The sequence below is a fragment of the Rathayibacter sp. VKM Ac-2857 genome, from assembly GCF_013205025.1.
Lineage (GTDB): Bacteria > Actinomycetota > Actinomycetes > Actinomycetales > Microbacteriaceae > Rathayibacter.
On sequence record NZ_JABMLE010000001.1, the window covers coordinates 493,267 to 510,516 of the forward strand.

Sequence of the window (17,250 nt, forward strand, 5' to 3'; positions counted from 1 at the left end):
CGGGGAGGTGCGCCGTCTACTTCGAGGACGACAGGGCGTCGGCGCCGCCGACGATCTCGGCGATCTGCTGCGTGATCTCGGTCTGGCGCGCGTTGTTGGCGAGCCGGGTGTACGTCTTGATGAGGGTGTCGGCGTTGTCGCTGGCCGACTTCATCGCCTTCTGGCGCGCCGCGTGCTCGGACGCCGCCGACTGCAGCATCGCGTTGAAGATGCGGCTCTCGACGTAGACCGGCAGGAGGCGGTCGAGGACCGTCTCGGGGTCGGGCTCGAACTCGTAGAGCGGGTACAGATCGGTGTTCTGATCCTCAGCACCCTCGACGACCTCGAGCGGCAGGAGGCGGACGACCGTCGGCTGCTGCGTGACCATGCTGACGAAGCGGTTGTACACGAGGTGGATCTCGTCCACTCCGCCCTCTTCGTCATCGAGGTTGTACGAGTCGACGACCGCGTCCGCGATCTCCTTCGCGGTCTCGAACACCGGCTGGTCGGTGCCGCCCGTCCAGATGCGGACGCTCGGGCGCCGGCGGAACGAGAAGTACGCGTTCGCCTTGCGGCCGACCAGGTAGAAGACGACCTCCTTGCCCTCGCTGCGCAGCAGCGAGGCCAGCTCCTCCGCCTCCTTGAGCACGCTCGAGGAGAACGCGCCGGCCAGGCCGCGGTCGGAGGTGAAGATCACGATCGCGGCCGTGTCGAGCTTCTCGCGCTCGGTCGTGAGCGGGTGCTCGACGTTCGAGTAGGTCGCGACGGCCGACACGGCGCGCGTGATGGCGTTCGAGTACGGAGCCGCGGCGGCGACGCGGTTCTGCGCCTTCTGGATGCGCGAGGCCGAGATCAGCTCCATGGCGCGGGTGATCTTCTTGGTCGTCTGGGCCGAACGGATCTTCGACCGGTAGACCCGGAGTTGCGCTCCCATGTGTCTCCTGTAGTCCTTCTCTGAATCGTCGAGGGGTCGCTGTTAGCGACGGCCCTTGACGATCTTCTCCTGGCCGACCTCGTCGGCCGAGATCGCCTTGTGCTCCTCGCGCCCGACCGAGGCGAGCGGCTTGCCCTCACCGGTCTGGAACTCGAGCTTGAAGCCGTCGACGGCACGGTGGAGCTCGGCGACGGTGTCGTCGGAGAGCACGTTCGTGTCGCGCAGCGTGGAGAGGACCTGCGTGTTGCGGCCCAGGTAGTCGAGCAGCTCGCGCTCGAAGCGCAGCACGTCGGGGACGGGCACCTCGTCGAGCTTGCCGTTCGTTCCGGCCCAGATCGAGACGACCTGCTCCTCGACGGGGTACGGCGAGTACTGCGGCTGCTTGAGCAGCTCGGTCAGGCGGGCGCCGCGGGCGAGCTGGCGGCGCGAGGCGGCGTCCAGGTCGGACGCGAACATCGCGAAGGCCTCGAGCGAGCGGTACTGCGCCAGCTCGAGCTTCAGCGTTCCGGAGACCTTCTTGATCGACTTGACCTGGGCGTCACCGCCGACTCGCGAGACCGAGATGCCCACGTCGACCGCCGGACGCTGGTTGGCGTTGAAGAGGTCGGACTGGAGGAAGATCTGGCCGTCGGTGATCGAGATCACGTTGGTCGGGATGTACGCCGAGACGTCGTTCGCCTTGGTCTCGATGATCGGGAGACCGGTCATCGAGCCGGCGCCGAGCTCGTCGGACAGCTTCGCGCAGCGCTCCAGCAGGCGGGAGTGCAGGTAGAAGACGTCGCCGGGGTACGCCTCGCGTCCCGGCGGGCGGCGCAAGAGGAGCGACACGGCGCGGTAGGCCTCGGCCTGCTTCGACAGGTCGTCGAAGATGATCAGGACGTGCTTGCCGCCGTACATCCAGTGCTGGCCGATGGCCGAGCCGGTGTAGGGGGCGAGGTACTTGAAGCCGGCGGGGTCCGAGGCGGGGGACGCGACGATCGTCGTGTACTCCATCGCTCCGGCGTCCTCGAGCGCGCCCTTCACCGAGGCGATGGTCGAGCCCTTCTGGCCGATGGCGACATAGATGCAGCGGACCTGCTTGTTCGTGTCGCCGGACTCCCAGTTGGCCTTCTGGTTGATGATCGTGTCGATCGCGATGGCCGTCTTGCCGGTCTGGCGGTCGCCGATGATGAGCTGGCGCTGGCCGCGGCCGACCGGGATCATCGCGTCGATGGCCTTGATGCCGGTCTGCAGCGGCTCGTGGACCGACTTGCGCGACATGACGCCGGGGGCCTGGAGCTCGAGGGCGCGGCGGCCCTCGGAGGCGATGTCGCCGAGACCGTCGATCGGGTTGCCGAGCGGGTCGACGACGCGGCCGAGGTAGCCGTCGCCGACGGGGACGGAGAGGACCTCGCCGGTGCGGGTGACCTCCATGCCCTCCTCGATGCCGGAGAACTCGCCGAGGACGACGACGCCGATCTCGTTCTCGTCGAGGTTCTGGGCGAGGCCCAGGACGCCGTTGGAGAAGCGGATCAGCTCGTTCGCCATGACGCCGGGGAGTCCCTCGACGTGGGCGATGCCGTCGGCGGCGTCGATGACGTAGCCGACCTCGGTGGTGGACGCCTTGCCCGGCTCGTACGACGAGACGAAGTCCTTCAGCGCGTCGCGGATCTCATCCGGGCTGATGGTGATATCTGCCATGGGAATTCCTATTCGTTGGGTCCGTGCGAGCCGAAGCGGTCGTCGGGGCCTGACCTGGGTGGTGCGGAGGTCGGAGGCGGCGCGAGCCGCTCCCTGAGGATACGTGCGTCCGTCAGGACGCGAGCTGGAGCTTCAGGTCGGACAGCCGCGCCGAGACGGTGCCGTCGATGACCTCGTCGCCGACGTTCAGTCGCATCCCGCCCAGGAGGGAGGGGTCGACCAGGACGTTGACGGAGACCGGGCGGCCGTACTGGCGCGTGAGCGCCGAGCGGAGCCGGTCGAGCTGCTCGGGGTGCAGCGGAGCCGCGACCGAGACCGTGGCGATGGTGAAACCGCCCTGGTCGGCGACGACGCCCGCTGCGAAGCGGACGAGCTCGGGGACGCGGCGACCGCGCGGGTGCGCGATCAGCTGCCGAAGGATGGCGAGCGTCTCCGCCGACGCCTTGCCCTCGAGGAGGCGCTGGATCAGCGACACCTTCGAGTCGGCGGCGGCGAGCTTGCTGCCGAGCGCCAGCTCGAGGCCGGCGTCGGACGCGACGACCGCGCCGAACATCTGCAGCTCGCGCTCGATCGAGACGCCCTCGGGCGCGGAGGACGCGATGGCTCGGACCCCCACCTCCTCGATCCCGGCGACCAGGTCGCTCGGGCTCGACCAGCGGTGGCCGGCGATGACGGTGAGCAGGCGCTTGGCGGAGACGTCGAAGGGGGCGAACACGCGGGCCACGAGGGCACGCTTGCTCGCCGGCTCCACACTCGGGTCCGAGAGGGCCGAACGGAGCTGAGCCTGGGAGTCGATGACCCGGGCCGCTTCGAAGAGCTGCTGAGCCGCCTCGAGCGGGACGTGACCGCCGAAGGCGGACAGCTCCGCCTTCGCGGCGGTCAGTGCCTGTCGTGACGCACTGCCCATCAGCTGTTCGCCTTCTCCGAGGCCTCGAGGTCGGCGAGGAAGCGGTCCACGATCGCGGACGCCTTCGCGTCGTCGTTGAGGCTCTCGCCGATCACGCCGGAGGCGAGATCGATGGCGAGGGTTCCGACTTCGGAGCGCAGAGCGACGACGGCCGACTGGCGGTCCGCCTCGATCTGGGCGTGCGCGTTCTGGAGGATGCGCTCGGCCTCGACCTGCGCCTGCTCCTTCTTCGCCGCCACGATCGCGTTGCCGTCGGCGTTCGCCTTCTCGCGGATCACGCCGGCCTCGGCGCGAGCCTCGGCCAGCTGAGCGGTGTACTTCTCGAGTGCGATCTCAGCCTGTCGCTGGGCCTCGTCGGCCTTCGCGATGTTCCCCTCGATCGCGGCGGAGCGCGCGTCGAGCATCGTCTGGATGCGCGGCAGGACCAGCCTCCAGAAGAAGAACAGCAGGATGAGGAAGATCACCCCCGACCAGAAGAAGTCGTAGAACTCCGGGATCAGAATGACCGCGGGGACGTCACCTTCTTCCGCAGCGATGTTCACAGCGGTGCTGAACACGACTACGCCGCGAAGATGAAGTAGGTGGCGAGACCGATGAGCGCGAGCACCTCGGTGAACGCGATGCCGAGGAACATCGTGGTCTGGAGGCGGCCGGCCATCTCGGGCTGGCGCGCCATGGCCTCGACGGTCTTGCCCGCGACGATGCCGACACCGATGCCGGGGCCGATCGCTGCGAGGCCGTAACCGACCGTCGCGATGTTGCCGGTGAGTTCGGCGAGAACGGTGACTGAGTCCACGAGTGGGTCCTTTCAGTGGGGTGATCGTGTGAACGGGCGGGAGCCCGTGAGTAGTGGGGTCAGTGCTCCTCGGCGACGGCCAACTGGATGTAGACCGCAGCGAGGAGGGTGAAGATGTAGGCCTGCAGCACCGCGACCAGCAGCTCGAAGAGCGTGAAGGCGCCGCCGAAGGCGAAGGTCACGACACCGAAGAGCTTGAAGCCCGGGTCGATCTGGGAGCTGAAGAGGAAGAACTGCGTGGCCGAGAAGCACAGCACGAGGAGCAGGTGCCCGACGATCATGTTCATCACGAGCCGCAGCGCGAGGGAGAGCGGACGGATGACGAACGTCTGCAGCAGCTCGATCGGCGTGAGGATGAAGTAGATCAGGAACGGGGCTCCGGGCGGGAACAGGGCGTTCTTGAAGAAGCCCATCCCCCGGTCCTTGATGCCGGCGTAGATGAAGGTGACGTAGGCGACCAGACCGAGGAAGAGCGGCATGCCCACGACCGACGTTCCCGCGATGTTCAGGAACGGCACGATGCCGGTGAGGTTCATCGCGATGATCGCGAAGAAGATCGTCACCAGGATCGGCAGGAAGCGGCGCGCGTCCTTCTCGCCGAGGATGTCCTTCGCGATCGTCACGCGGACGAAATCGAAGGCCATCTCGACGACGCTCTGGAAGCGTCCCGGGACGATGCGCATCTTGCGCGTCCCGAGGTAGAAGAACAGCATCAGTGCGATGACCGCGATGAAGCGGACCAGCATGACGCGGTTGATCTCGAAAGGGGTTCCCTCGAAGAGGAAGCCGGGCGGGAAGAACTCGGAGATCGACGGGGTGTGGAAGTCACTCTCACCGGTCGAGGACGAGACCAACAGGGTCACAGCGTTAGCAAACAGCGCTAGCTCCTGGAATTCGGGGCGTGGCACGTGGCAGACGAACGACGTGAATCGTTCGGACACAACGCTCTCGCGACGACGAAAGGTGGGGTATTCCGCTCGGACGGCGTTCGCACTCGGCGGTCGACATCAACGATGAGACGACCTGAGGACGGGCACACGTCGCCTGCGGGGATTGGACCCTACTGTAGCAACAGAACGGCCTGAGAGCCGAATCGTGATCCTCTCAGACGGCACTCGGGCGGCGCTCATCGGGCGATGTCGCTGACGTTCGCCATCCGCGAGCGCGAGACGACGAGCACGTCGATGACGAGCGAGCCGAGGACCGCCGCGATGATCGTGACGAACATCGCCGTGCTGTTCAGCCACGGCTGGTCGCGCAGCACGAGGGCCGCGATGACGAACAGGACGAACTTGGCGAGCCAGGTTCCGAGCACCACGGCGAAGAAGCCGCCGATGTCCATCCGGTTGGCGACGAGGATGCTGGCGGCGGTGAGCGCCACCATGACCCCGCCGACGACGGCGCCGATCAGCGCGCCGACGGCCCCCTCGCCGCCGGCCGCGAGGAAGCCGATCACCGTGCCGACGACGGCCAGGACGAGGACGAAGACGCCGCCGATCCTGAGCGTGCGCCGCAGGACGGGCACCGAGGCGGGCTGGGGGCGGGGGGTGGCCGGGGAGGCTCCGGTCATGATGCTTCTTTCCGCGCCGGATGCGGCGCTGTCGTGTCGCGACCGAGCGGGAGCCCGATCGGCGCCCGGCGCGTGTCGGTCTCGGACGCGCGGTCGAGGGGATCGAGGACGGCGGACGCCGCCGCCGACTGCGCCGCCGCCTCGAGCCGCTTGCGGCGGCTGAGCGGCAGGAGGGTGACGACGGTGCAGGCGAGGAGCCCGAGGCCGAGGAAGGCCAGCGGCACCCAGAGCACGTCGACGACGAACATCAGCAGGCAGCTGAAGGCGACGACCGCCGTCCAGGCGTAGAAGATCAGCACGGCGTGCAGGTGCGAGTGCCCCATGTCGAGCAGCCGGTGGTGCAGGTGCTTGCGATCTGCGCTGAACGGCGACTTGCCCGCGCGCAGCCGGCGGATCACCGCGAGGCCGAAGTCCATCAGCGGGACCACCAGGATCGCGAACGGCAGGATGATCGGGATGAACGCCGGCAGCAGCTCCTTCGCCGCCAGCTGCGACGGGTCGATCTGCCCCGTGACCGCGATCGCCGAGGTCGCCATCAGCATGCCGACGAGCAGCGCTCCCCCGTCGCCCATGAACATCTTCGCCGGCCGCCAGTTGATCGGCAGGAATCCGGCGCAGGCCCCGACGAGGACGACCGCGATCAGCGACGCGAGGTTGAAGTAGTCGGTCGGCGACGTCTGCTGCACGAGCAGGTAGCTGTAGAGGAAGAAGACGCCGTTGGCGATCAGTGCGACACCGGCGACGAGGCCGTCGAGACCGTCGATGAAGTTGAGGGCGTTGGTGACGAGCACGATCGCCAGCACGGTGATGATCAGCGACATCCACGGCGAGCCGACGGTGAGACCGCCGATCGGCAGCGAGACGATCTGCACGCCCTTCCAGGCGATCAGGCCCGCGGCGATCATCTGGCCGGCGAGCTTCGTCGTCCAGTCGAGGTCCCAGATGTCGTCGGCCACGCCGATCAGGACGATGAGGAGGCTCGCACCGAGGATCGCGAGGATCGGCTCGGGATTGGCGAACACCAGCCGGAAGTAGGGCAGCTGCGAGGCGATGCCGAAGCCGACGAGGATGCCGAGGAACATCGCGATCCCGCCGAGGCGCGGGGTCGGCCGCGTGTGCATGTCGCGCACCCGGATCGCCGGGTACAGCTTGAACCTCAGGCTCAGCTTCCAGATGACCCAGGACAGCCCGCAGGTCACGACCGCGACCGCGAGCGAGACCAGGACGAAGGTGATCATCGGCTACTCACCCGGGGTGGAGTCGGGTCGCGCGGTGCCGCTCGCCGCCGGCTCGTCCTGCACCTGGGCGCGGGACGCCCAGTCCGGTCGCGCCGTGGGAGCGGGCTGCTCCTCGGCGGCGGCGGGCTCGTCGTCCTCGACGGTGGGATCGCTGAGCTCGGTCGAGGCGTCGTAGGACGGGGTCGTCGCGGTGACCTCGGGCTCCTCGGCCGTGGCGACGCCGTCGAGCAGCAGGTCGCCGATGACCTCGCGGATGCTCTCGGCCGAGACGACGCCCTGGCGGAGGATGCGCAGGGTGCCGCCCTCGAAGCTGAGCGCGGTCGCATCGACGATGGTCGAGGACTCGCTCGCGCCGGCCGGGCGCTCGCTGTAGCGGCTGCCCGCGGCACCCGCGTCGAGGTAGACGTCGACGGAGTCGCCGAGCTGGTCGAACGCCTCCTGCGCGGTGGTGGCGGACGGACGGCCGGTGCGGTTCGCGGACGAGACCGCGAGCGGCCCCGTCTCGGCGAGGAGCTCGAGGGTGACCGGGTTGTCGGGCATGCGCAGGGCGACGGTGCCGCGGGTCTCGCCGAGATCCCAGACCAGGGAGGGCTGCGCGTGCAGCACGATCGTCAGCCCACCCGGCCAGAAGGCCTTCGCGAGCTCGCGGACGGGCTCGGGGACGTTCTCGGCGAGGGCGTCGAGCGCGGCGACGTCGCCGATCAGCACGGGCGGCGGCGACTGCCGGGTCCGCCCCTTCGCGTCGAGCAGACGCTGCACCGCGGCGGCGTCGAAGGCGTTGGCCGCGATCCCGTAGACCGTGTCGGTCGGGAGGACGACGAGCTCGCCCCGGCCGAGCGCCGTTCGCGCGAGACGGGTGCCGGTCAGGAGGTCCGTGTCGACGGAGCAGTCGTAGATGCGAGACATAACGCGACAACGATACCGGGCAGCACCCTGACCGAGGCGATCCCGGGGACAACGTCACCCCCGCCGCGCACGACTGCACCCCTGTCGCCGGGTCCTGCCCGTTCGTCGTCCTCCTCCACGACCTGGTGTTCGAGGTGCTCGAGGGGTCGGTGGTCTTCGCGAGCCGGGTCTCTACGACGAGCTGCGCTGGAGGACGCCGCGACGCGCTGAGGGCGCGCGAGCACGCGATCCGCGCCCCCGGATGCGCCAGGCGGATCACCGCGGAACCGGCGTCCTACCGTGTTCCGGCGGCTCGCCTGCCGTCGTGATCCCGAGCGGGAGGCCCCTCCGATGATCCGCCGCGTCGCCGCGCTGCTCGGGTCTCCGACGGCGCGCAGCTCCTCGAACGCCGCTCTCGAGCGCCTCGTCTCGCGGGGCACGAGCGCGGTGGTCGGCCTCGTCGTCGCCGTCGTCGTCTCCCCCGCGGAGGCGGGCGTCTCCGCGACGGCCTTCCTCGCGCTCACCCTCCTCCAGGAGGTCGGGGAGAACACGATGCGCCAGCTCGGGGTCGAGCTGTGGCGGCGGGACGGAGGCGCGGCCCTCGTCCGGCGCTCGGCCGTGCTGATCGCCTGCGGAGGAGCAGCGGTCATGGCGGCGGTGATCGGCACCCTGCTCGCGACGTCCGCCGCGTCCCCCACTCAGGCCCTGGCCCTCCTGCCGTTCGTCGCCGTCGCGGCGCTCCAGGGCGCGAGCATCTCCGCGGTGACCCGCGCCCAGTTCGACGGCCGCTGGGCCTCGATCTCGCGCAGCCAGGCCGTCGGCAGCCTCGTCTCGGTCGTCGTGTGCGTCCCGCTCGCTCCCGTCATCGGCATCGCGGCGGCCTCGCTGCAGACCTGCGTGACCGAGGGGATCCTCCTCCTGCTGCTGAGGCGGACCGGGACGGCGCCCGTTCCGGACCTGCCCCGGCGGCCGGTCCTCCGCGACCACGTGCTGCCGTCGATGCAGAGCAACCTCTTCGGCTGGCTGCAGGGCCAGACCGAGCGGGTCCTCGTCGCGGTCCTCGCCGGCGCCACGACGCTCGGCCTCTACTCGATCGCGAGCCAGATCGCCCGCGCCGTCACGGACGCCGTCGTCCTCGGGCTCACCAACGTGCTCCGGTCTCGGCTGGCGACGGCGGGCACCGAGGCGGAGCGCCGTGCGGTGCTCCGCTCGATCCTGTCGCAGGCGATGGGCGCCGCTCTGACCGTCCAGGCGACCATGATCGCGCTCGATCTCCTGGTGCTCGGCCGGATCCTCGACGCGTCCTGGCATCCGGCGCTGCTGATCGTGCCGGTTCTCGCGATCTCGTCCGTCCCACTGGCCTGCATCTGGTGCGCGTCCTCCTACCTGATCGTCCGGGGCCGGGCGGGCGTCCTCCTACCCTGGCACGGAGTCGGCGTCGGACTGGGGGTCGTAGTCGGAGTCGCCCTCGCCCACGACCTGCTCCTCGGCGCCTGCGCGGCCGTCGCGCGGGACGCCGTCGCCCTGGCGGGACGGCTCCCCTTCGTCGCGCAGGACGTCGGCCGCCCCTTCCTCCTCGCCGTCGCGGTCTGCAGCGCGATCGGCGCCGTCGTGGGAGCGGCCGGCGTCGGACTCGCGCTCCTGCAGTACCGGTGAGCGGCCGATGCCGGACCCGCGGACGCCTCGACCCCTGAACCCCGAAGGAAGCCCCATGGCTGCACCCCCGGCCCCTCCCCTCCCCCGGTCGGTCCCGCGACGGCCGACCGCGGGCTGGTACCTCGCCCTGCTCGTCCTGCTCCTCGGCGGAGCGGTCTTCTGGATCGCGACCGGCGACGTCCAGGTCCCGCTGCTCGCGGCAGGCGCCGCGATCGTGCTGGTCGTCGCTCGGATCCTGTCTCCCGCCGCCGCGGCGATCCTCCTGGTCGTCCTCTACGCGGTCGTTCCCTTCGACTACCTCCCGGCACCGCTGCCCCTCCGGGTGCTCAGCCCCCTCCTCCTGCTCGCGGCGCTCCTCGCCGTCGCGACCGGAGCGCCCCCGCCCCCGTGGCTCCGCGGGATCGCGCTGCTGCCGGCGTTCACCTTCGCGCTGTACGCCCTGCTGATCCCGATCCTGCGGCCGCACGGGCAGCTGGCGACCGTCCTCGCCACGACCGCCGTGCTGATCCTCGCCCTGATCGCGATCCCGCTCCGGATGAGCGGCCCCTCCGTCTTCGGGCCGCTGACAGCCGCACTCCTCGTGGTCGCCGCCGTCCTGGCCGTGCTCGGGACGGTGGAGGCCGCGACGCGGTCGAACGCCTACGCCGCGATCTACGCCGCGGCCCCCTACCCGCTGACGCAGGAGTGGAGCGTCTACCGCATCCTGACGACGCTGGGCCATCCGCTCGTGAACAGCACGTTCTTCGCGTCGGTCGGCTCGCTCGCCTTCGGCCTGTTCCTCCGAGGGCGCCGCCCGGGCGCTCTCCTCGCCTTCGCGGCCTGCTGCACCGCCGTGCTCCTCACCGCCTCCCGCAGTGGAGTGGCGGCGCTCGGCACCGGCACGGCGGTCGCCGTCGGTCTCACCGTCCTCCGGCTGACGGGGAGCCGCTTCGTCCGGCTCGCTCTCGCCGTCGTGCCGCTCGCCGTGATCCTGGCGATCGTCGGGCCGGAGGTGCTCGATGCACGGTCCTCCAGTCAGGAGGGGCGGCTCTCCGTCGAAGTGCGCGACCTCGTCCTGCGGATCGGACTGAGGCTGCTGCCCACGGAGTCGGGGATCTTCGGATCCGGAGGCGGGCTCTCGAGCACCGTCTTCGAGAACAACGGCGGGCGGCACTACGCGCTCGAGAGCAGTCTCTGGCAGTTGATCCTCAGCTACGGCGTCATCGGTGCGGTCCTGCTGCTCGGCCACCTGCTGATCGTGCTCCTGCGCTCGATCGCCCGCGGCGCGATCGCCGGTCCCGCGATGCTGGTCGCCTGGGCGGTCTCCGCCTCCGCCTTCAACCTCCTCGAGTCCGCTCCGGCCGCGCTGATCGTCCCGGCCACGGCGATCCTGCTCACCCTCTCCGAGGCGCGAGCGGAGACGGAGCGCCTCGACCCGGTCGAGCCGTCCCCGGAGGACGGGAGCGACTCGACACGGATCGCACCGCGCTCGTCCCCGACGGCGCGCGCGGCGCGCCAGCCGCAGACGAGAGAGCGCCGCGCCCCGCCGACCGCCGAGCGGTCTTGCTAGCGTCCTGCGCGCTGCTGGACACCGAGCCATCGGCCGCCCCGAGGAGTGCACCATGGAACCGACGCGTCGCTGGCTGGTCGCCACGACCGAGTACGCGGGGCTCACGCCCTACACCGGAGGGATCGGCCGCGGCTTCGCCTCGCTGCTGCCCGCGCTCGTGCGAGCGGGGGTGCAGGTCGATCTCGTCGTCTTCCACTGCGATCCCCCTCTCGAGGGCTTCGATCCGGAGGGCGTCCGGCTCCTCGAGTACGTCCGCCTGCGGCGCCGGCCGGCCGTCGGGCAGCTCCTCCGCAGGGCACTCCACCTGAGGGCCCTCGTGGTCCGCTCCCGCTACGACGTGGTCCTCCTCGCCGAGTGGGAGGGGATCGGGGCGCTGCTCCCCCGGCGAGCGCCGCTCCTGACCAACCTGGCGACCGGATTCCGCATCGCGGACTGGATCGCCGGCCCGGCGACGCGAGGGCGCACGCTGCGCACGCGACTCGTCATCGCTCTGCAGAAGCGCTTCGAGACGCGCCAGATGACGCGGTCGAGGGGACTCGTGCCGATCTCGCGCGCCGTCCGGGACTGGTACGCGGCCCGGATCCCGGCGCTCCCGCCCTCGGTCGTGGTGCGCAACTGCATCGACGTGCCGGCCGTGCGGACGAGCGCGCGGACCAGCGCCCTCCCGGACGGCTGGCCGGCGAGACGCGGCCCCGTCGTCCTCTTCCTCGGCCGCCTCGAGCGGCGGAAGGGCGTCCTGACTGCGATGCAGGCCTTCGACGACCTGGCGCGGTCCCGTCCGGACGTCTCCTTCGTCTTCGCGGGGTCGTTCTGCTTCCTCGAGCCGACCAGGGAGGAGCTGCTCGCCCTGGTCGCCGACGAGCACCACGACCGCGTCACCTTCCTCGGTCACGTCGGCGGCGGGGAGGTCCACGCCGCGATCAGGGCCGCGACCGTCGTCACCTGCCCGTCGCGCTGGGAGGGCTTCGGCAACGCCGCGCTCGAGGTGAAGGCCGTGGGCACCCCGCTCGTCGTGACCACCGGGAGCGGCTTCGACGACTTCTGCGAGGACGGGGTGGACGCGCTGATGGTGCCGCGCGACGACCGCGTCGCGCTGGCCGCTGCGATCGCGCGCCTGCTCGACGAGCCCGAGCTGCGGGAGCGGCTGACCGAGCACGCGTCGAGCGGGATCGACGCGTTCACCGCGGACGCGGTGGCACCCGACCTCCTCGCGGCCGCGGAGCAGCTGCTCGGTCGGGACCGCCGGGTCGCGGGCGGACCTCGCTCTCCGGACGAGCGCCGATGATCGGTGATCGCGCACCGCGGCCGCGCTCGATCACGATCGGCGTCCCCGTCTACGACGTCTCCGCCTACGTCGAGCGCTGCCTCACCTCCCTCTGGGCCCTCACCGTCCCCTCCGGCTGCTCGGTGCAGGTGATCGTCGTCGACGACGGGAGTCCCGACGACTCGATGGCGAAGGTGTCGGCCGCGATCGCGCACGCTCCGCCCGCGTTCTCGATCGAGGTCGTCGTGCACGAGAGCAATCGCGGGCTGGCGGAGGCGCGGAACACGATCCTCGAGCACGCCACCGGGGAGGTGCTCTGGTTCGTCGACTCGGACGACCACGTCGATCCGGACATGCTCGCCGCGATGGTCGCCGCGATGTCGGCCGAGGTGGACGTCGTCGTCACCGGCCTGCGCGCGATCGGCGAGTCGGGCGAGCGGCTCGACGCCGCGCCGATGCCGTACACCGGGCCGCGGCTGTGGACGGGCTGCGACGCCGCGGTGGAGCTCTTCGAGTTCCGCCTGTGGGCCTCGCTCTGGAACAAGCTCGTCCGGCGCGAGCTCTACGACGGCCTGCGCTTCCCCCGCGCCCGCTGCTACGAGGACACCGCGCTGATGGCCGTCCTGCTCGCCCGCGCGCGAACGGTCTCGTTCCTCGATCGCGAGCTCTACGTCTACTCCGTCCGGCCGGGGGCGATCACGGACGGCCTGAGCGTCGATCTCCTCGACCTGTCGAGGAACGTCCGCCACGTCGTCGGACTGCTCGAGAGCGAGTTCCCGCTCCTCGCCGCGCACCCCTCGGTCGGCGCCTACACGGCGCGGGCCGCGCACCTGGCCCCGCTGCGTCTCGTGGCTCTTCACCCGGAGGCGGTCGACGTCGGGCGGACGATCGAGCGCGAGGTCTCGGCCGACGTCCGCGCGGCCGACGTCCTCCGCGTGGCCCGCGGCGGGCACCTCGCGGTCGCCGTCGCCCTCGCGGTCATCAGGGTGTCGCCGTCCGCCTACGTCCGGGTGCTCCGCCTCGCTGCGACGACGCGCGTCCTGCGCCTCCTGCGCCGATTCCGGCGCGTCTGACTGGGTCGAGGCGGCGCTGCGCGCCACTCGGCCGACGTCGGCGACCCCGCTCGCAGGAGCCCGCCGGCGCGCGGATAGGGTCCCCGCCATGCGCAGATCCCTCGCCGTCCTCGGCACGCGCGGCTACCCCAGCTACTACGGCGGCTTCGAGACCGCCGTCCGCCGGCTCGCCCCCCACCTCGTCGACGCCGGCTGGGACGTCACCGTCTACGGGCGCCCCGGAGCGACCGTCGACGACGCGCCCGACCGGGACCACCGCGTCCGCACCGTCGTCACCTCGGGCCGGGACACGCGCTCCCTGAGCACGCTGAGCCACGGGCTGAGCGCGACCAGGGACGCGGTGCGGCGCGCGCCCGATGCGGCACTGGTGATGAACGCGGCGAACGGGCTCTTCCTGCCGCTGCTCGTCCGCGCCGGCATCCCGACCCTCGTCAACGTGGACGGCATGGAGTGGGAGCGGGAGAAGTGGGGACCGCTGGCCCGGTCCGTCTTCCGGACCGGCGCGCGGATGACCGCGAGGCACGCCACCGAGCTCGCCTTCGACGCCCGCGAGATCGCCCGCCGGTGGGGCACCGAGTTCCAGCGCGACGGCGTCCTCCTCTCCTACGGCGGCGACGTCCCGCCCGCCCTGCCGGTGGAGCCCGGACTGCGGCACCGCTCGTACGCCCTGATGGTGGCCCGGCTCGTGCCGGAGAACACCGTTGCGGAGTTCTTCGCCGCCGCTCCCGAGATCGCCCGGACGCATGACGTGGTCATCGTCGGATCCTCCGGCTACGGCGGCGCGCTCGACGAGCAGGCCGCCCGCCTCGCGGCGTCGCACGAGCGCATCCACCACCTCGGCCACCTCAGCGACGACGCCCGGCTGTTCTCGCTGTGGCAGCACGCCGGCGCCTGCTTCCACGGTCACAGCGTCGGCGGCACCAATCCGGCACTGGTCCAGGCGATGGCCTGCGGCGCCCCGATCGTCGCCCGCGACACCGTCTACAACCGCGAGGTCCTCGGCGAGCGCGGCGTGTTCGTCGAGCCGGACGCCGCGTCGATCGCCGCCGCGGTCCGCTGGATGCTCCGCTCTCCCGACCAGCAGGACGCGACCGGCGCGGACGCCCTGGAGCGCGCCCGGGTGCACTACTCCTGGGAGGACGTGTGCTCCGGCTACGAGCGGACGCTCGCCGCGCTCGCCGACGGCGCCCGGAGACCGTCCTCCCGGCCGCTGCAGGCGCACCGGTGAGGCCGGCCGTGCGCGGCGTCGTCGAGGAACACCGACCCGCGGTGCCGGCGCCGCGACGCGCGCTCGTCGTCGCGAGTCCGTACCCCGAGGGGGCGGCGAGGGCCCTGGTCGCCGGCGCTGCGGCTCGAGGCGCCCTGGCCGGGGAGATCGTGCCCCGGACGGGACTGGTCGCTCGCGCCGCCTCGGTCCCTCTCCCCTCCGCGGCGGCCCGCACGCCGTTCGCGAGGCGGATGCGCGCGCTCCGGGACCGGTACGCGTCGCGCCCCGCGCACCGGGTCGAGCGGGTGTCGCACCTGGCGGAGCTCGTGCTCCGCGCGGGGCACCGGCTGCCCTCTCCCGGCCTCGTGCTGCGGGCGTCCTACCTGTCCAAGATCCTCTTCGATCGGGCGGCGGCATCCGTCGACCTCGCCGACGACAGGGTCGTGCTCGGCTTCCCGGGCGCCTGCCTCGCGCTCTTCCGCGCCCATCCCGACGCCCGGCGGGTCTTCCACGCCGTCGACGCGCACCCGCGTGCGCACAACCGTGAGCTCCTCCGGCACTTCTCCCGCCGCCGGAGCCGGGCCGAGCGCTACCCCGCGCGCCTGGTCCGCCGGATCGAGAAGGAGCTGCGGCTGGCCGACGTCGTGCTCACGCCGTCGACGATCGTCTCGGAGCAGATGGCCCGGTACGGCGTCGACCGCTCGAAGATCGTCGAGATCCCCTACGGCGTGAGCCTGGCCGGCTTCACCCCCGAGGGTCCGGCCGCCGAGAGGGACCCGGAGCGGCCTCGGCTCGTCTGCGCGGCCCACGTCTCCCGCCGGAAGGGCGTCCCCCAGCTCCTCGACGCCGTCCGAGGACTGCCGGTGGACCTCGTCCTGGCCGGCGGCGTCTTCGATCGGCGGATCCTCCGCGGCGCCCCGTCGCAGGTGATCGTCACCGGCCCGCTGTCCGCGGACGAGCTCGCGCGGGAGTTCCGGGCCGCGGACGCGTTCGTCCTCCCGACGCTGGAGGACGCCTGCTCGCTGGTCGTCGCCGAAGCCGCGGCCTGCGGGCTCCCGGTGATCACGACCGACGCCAACGGCGCCGCCGCCCTCCTCGATCCGGTGCACGACACGGTCCTGCCCTCCGGAGACGTCGACGCGCTCAGGGAGGCGCTCGGTCGCGTGCAGCGGCTCGATCGCGCGACACGGCTGGCGATCGCCGATCGGGTGCGCTGCACAGCGACGGCGATCACGGACTGGAGCACCTACGCGGAGCGGGTGCTCGACGTCGTCCTCGCCGACGAGGGCACCCGCACGGAACCCGTTCGGATGGTCGGGACGTCGACTCCGAGAGCGAGCTGACAGATCCTCGTGCGGACGCGAGTTCTGCTCATGTTCTCGTGTACGGTGTCGTTCCTGTCCTCCTGCGCGAGAGGACCACGCCGAGACCGGCGGCCCGCCGCGCTCCCGCTCCCGACCGAAGAAGAGATCACCGCCATGCTCCGACGCCTCGACGGCACCGCACCCAGGGTCATCGCCGTGACCGTGACCTCCGGGAAGCGCAGCGTGATGCTCGCCCGCGTCGTCGAGGCGGCGCTGCTCGCGGGCGCCGAGTCGGTGCACGTCGTCTTCAGCGGGAACGGCGGGCAGGAGCGCGTGCTGCGCGGACTGCTCGCGTCCGACCTCGACGCGCGAGTGAGCGCCACCGTCCTCCCCAACGACCTCGGCACCGCCGGCGGCTTCCGCGCGGCGATCGAGCACTGCCGCACGCAGGAGCCGGACTACGCCTGGCTCCTCGAGGACGACACCGTCCCGCGGCCGGACGCGCTCGCCGTGCTCCTGGCCTCGCCGCAGGCCCTCGACCCGACGGCCTGCCACGCGAGCCTGCGCGAGACGGACTTCTACCAGTCCCAGCTCGTCACCGGCCGGCCCGCCGCCGAGGTGTTCCCGAGCCCCGGCCGCTTCCTCGACAACGACGTCCGCCGGCTGCTCGACCGCCGGGCCGGCGGCCGCTGCGGCAGCCGCCCGCAGGAGCCGATCGCGGTGCCGGTCGCCCCCTACGGCGGGCTGCTGGTCTCTCGGGCCGCGCTCTGCGTGATCGAGCCGCCGCGCCAGGAGTTCGTCCTCCGGGGCGACGACCGGGAGTGGACGCAGCGGATCACGCGGGGCGGCTTCCCGATCCACCTGCACCCGCTGAGCCGGATCGACGATCTCGACGCGTGCCGGGAGGCGGCCGACCGCGCGTCCGCGACCGACGTCCTCCTGCACTCCTCGAGCACGCACGAGCTCTACCTCGCCGTGCGGAACCGGACCGCTCTGGATCTCGAGCTGGCGAGGACGGACGGACGTCGCGCCGTGCGCGTGTTCGCCCTCAACCGCGGTCTCTACTGCGCCGCTCTGGCGGCGCGCGGCCTCCGCTGGGGCCGGGTCGCGACGACCGGCACGATCCTCCGCGGCGTCGTCTCGGGCAGCCGGGGGCGCTTCCTCTCCGCACGCTGAGGTCCGCACGCCGAGGCGAGCGGCCGCATCTC

At 71.6% G+C, this 17,250-nt stretch carries 16 protein-coding genes; 7 read left to right on the forward strand and 9 right to left on the reverse strand.

Going from position 1 to position 17,250, the window contains the following annotated elements:
* Positions 1–16: 16 nt before the first annotated feature.
* From HQQ86_RS02250 to HQQ86_RS02290, 9 genes are all read right to left on the reverse strand, one after another.
* Positions 17–913: a F0F1 ATP synthase subunit gamma gene (locus tag HQQ86_RS02250; protein ID WP_123445506.1), complete on the reverse strand. Its 897-nt coding sequence runs from the start codon at positions 911–913 to the stop codon at positions 17–19.
* Positions 914–955: 42 nt separating this feature from the next.
* Complete coding sequence (gene atpA / locus HQQ86_RS02255) at positions 956–2,593, reverse strand: F0F1 ATP synthase subunit alpha (RefSeq protein WP_123702905.1); 1,638 nt, start codon at positions 2,591–2,593, stop codon at positions 956–958.
* Between the two features lie 112 nt (positions 2,594–2,705).
* Entirely contained in the window at positions 2,706–3,500 is a 795-nt protein-coding gene (locus HQQ86_RS02260; protein ID WP_173286125.1) for a F0F1 ATP synthase subunit delta, read from the reverse strand.
* Entirely contained in the window at positions 3,500–4,057 is a 558-nt protein-coding gene (locus tag HQQ86_RS02265) for a F0F1 ATP synthase subunit B (protein WP_243582674.1), read from the reverse strand. Before HQQ86_RS02265 ends, HQQ86_RS02260 begins: the two co-directional genes overlap by 1 nt.
* 2 nt (positions 4,058–4,059) lie before the next feature.
* The gene (locus HQQ86_RS02270) at positions 4,060–4,296 is read right to left on the reverse strand and encodes an ATP synthase F0 subunit C (protein WP_055794702.1); all 237 of its coding nucleotides are present in this window, start codon (positions 4,294–4,296) and stop codon (positions 4,060–4,062) included.
* 59 nt (positions 4,297–4,355) lie between these two features.
* On the reverse strand, positions 4,356–5,159 hold the full coding sequence (atpB, locus tag HQQ86_RS02275) for a F0F1 ATP synthase subunit A (protein ID WP_173286127.1): 804 nt from the start codon (positions 5,157–5,159) through the stop codon (positions 4,356–4,358).
* A 263-nt stretch (positions 5,160–5,422) separates the two neighbouring features.
* A complete protein-coding gene (locus HQQ86_RS02280; protein ID WP_173286129.1) occupies positions 5,423–5,866 on the reverse strand; it encodes a hypothetical protein in 444 nt (147 codons plus the stop codon).
* Positions 5,863–7,104 (reverse strand): MraY family glycosyltransferase, encoded by a 1,242-nt coding sequence (locus tag HQQ86_RS02285; RefSeq protein WP_173286131.1) that lies wholly within the window; start codon positions 7,102–7,104, stop codon positions 5,863–5,865. The genes HQQ86_RS02280 and HQQ86_RS02285 overlap by 4 nt, the downstream gene beginning before the upstream one ends.
* A 3-nt stretch (positions 7,105–7,107) precedes the next feature.
* Complete coding sequence (locus tag HQQ86_RS02290; RefSeq protein WP_173286133.1) at positions 7,108–8,010, reverse strand: L-threonylcarbamoyladenylate synthase; 903 nt, start codon at positions 8,008–8,010, stop codon at positions 7,108–7,110.
* A 330-nt stretch (positions 8,011–8,340) separates the two neighbouring features.
* Between HQQ86_RS02290 and HQQ86_RS02295 the strand changes: the two genes are divergently transcribed.
* The 7 genes from HQQ86_RS02295 to HQQ86_RS02325 all read left to right on the forward strand — a co-directional run bounded on the left by HQQ86_RS02295 (position 8,341) and on the right by HQQ86_RS02325 (position 17,218).
* Positions 8,341–9,645, forward strand: a complete 1,305-nt coding sequence (locus HQQ86_RS02295) for a lipopolysaccharide biosynthesis protein (protein WP_173286135.1) — start codon at positions 8,341–8,343, stop codon at positions 9,643–9,645.
* Positions 9,646–9,700: 55 nt separating this feature from the next.
* Positions 9,701–11,194, forward strand: a complete 1,494-nt coding sequence (locus tag HQQ86_RS02300; RefSeq protein ID WP_173286137.1) for an O-antigen ligase — start codon at positions 9,701–9,703, stop codon at positions 11,192–11,194.
* Positions 11,195–11,246: 52 nt separating this feature from the next.
* Positions 11,247–12,479 carry a glycosyltransferase family 4 protein gene (locus HQQ86_RS02305; protein ID WP_173286139.1) on the forward strand — a complete coding sequence of 411 codons (1,233 nt, stop codon included), beginning with the start codon at positions 11,247–11,249 and terminating at the stop codon, positions 12,477–12,479.
* Positions 12,476–13,531 (forward strand): glycosyltransferase family A protein, encoded by a 1,056-nt coding sequence (locus HQQ86_RS02310; protein WP_173286141.1) that lies wholly within the window; start codon positions 12,476–12,478, stop codon positions 13,529–13,531. Before HQQ86_RS02305 ends, HQQ86_RS02310 begins: the two co-directional genes overlap by 4 nt.
* An 88-nt stretch (positions 13,532–13,619) precedes the next feature.
* Positions 13,620–14,759: a glycosyltransferase gene (locus HQQ86_RS02315; RefSeq protein ID WP_173286143.1), complete on the forward strand. Its 1,140-nt coding sequence runs from the start codon at positions 13,620–13,622 to the stop codon at positions 14,757–14,759.
* A gap of 41 nt (positions 14,760–14,800) precedes the next feature.
* On the forward strand, positions 14,801–16,081 hold the full coding sequence (locus tag HQQ86_RS21925) for a glycosyltransferase family 4 protein (RefSeq protein ID WP_173286145.1): 1,281 nt from the start codon (positions 14,801–14,803) through the stop codon (positions 16,079–16,081).
* A 135-nt stretch (positions 16,082–16,216) separates the two neighbouring features.
* Positions 16,217–17,218, forward strand: a complete 1,002-nt coding sequence (locus HQQ86_RS02325) for a glycosyltransferase (RefSeq protein WP_173286147.1) — start codon at positions 16,217–16,219, stop codon at positions 17,216–17,218.
* The last annotated feature ends 32 nt before the right edge of the window (positions 17,219–17,250 follow it).

Bases quoted from the DNA above. Each gene is read 5' to 3' on its own strand.
- HQQ86_RS02250 (WP_123445506.1), bottom strand. From the start codon at position 913: ATGGGAGCGCAACTCCGGGTCTACCGGTCGAAGATCCGTTCGGCCCAG.
- atpA (WP_123702905.1), bottom strand. From the start codon at position 2,593: ATGGCAGATATCACCATCAGCCCGGATGAGATCCGCGACGCGCTGAAG.
- HQQ86_RS02260 (WP_173286125.1), bottom strand. From the start codon at position 3,500: ATGGGCAGTGCGTCACGACAGGCACTGACCGCCGCGAAGGCGGAGCTG.
- HQQ86_RS02280 (WP_173286129.1), bottom strand. From the start codon at position 5,866: ATGACCGGAGCCTCCCCGGCCACCCCCCGCCCCCAGCCCGCCTCGGTG.
- HQQ86_RS02285 (WP_173286131.1), bottom strand. From the start codon at position 7,104: ATGATCACCTTCGTCCTGGTCTCGCTCGCGGTCGCGGTCGTGACCTGC.
- HQQ86_RS02290 (WP_173286133.1), bottom strand. From the start codon at position 8,010: ATGTCTCGCATCTACGACTGCTCCGTCGACACGGACCTCCTGACCGGC.
- HQQ86_RS02295 (WP_173286135.1), top strand. From the start codon at position 8,341: ATGATCCGCCGCGTCGCCGCGCTGCTCGGGTCTCCGACGGCGCGCAGC.
- HQQ86_RS02300 (WP_173286137.1), top strand. From the start codon at position 9,701: ATGGCTGCACCCCCGGCCCCTCCCCTCCCCCGGTCGGTCCCGCGACGG.
- HQQ86_RS02305 (WP_173286139.1), top strand. From the start codon at position 11,247: ATGGAACCGACGCGTCGCTGGCTGGTCGCCACGACCGAGTACGCGGGG.
- HQQ86_RS02310 (WP_173286141.1), top strand. From the start codon at position 12,476: ATGATCGGTGATCGCGCACCGCGGCCGCGCTCGATCACGATCGGCGTC.
- HQQ86_RS02315 (WP_173286143.1), top strand. From the start codon at position 13,620: ATGCGCAGATCCCTCGCCGTCCTCGGCACGCGCGGCTACCCCAGCTAC.
- HQQ86_RS02325 (WP_173286147.1), top strand. From the start codon at position 16,217: ATGCTCCGACGCCTCGACGGCACCGCACCCAGGGTCATCGCCGTGACC.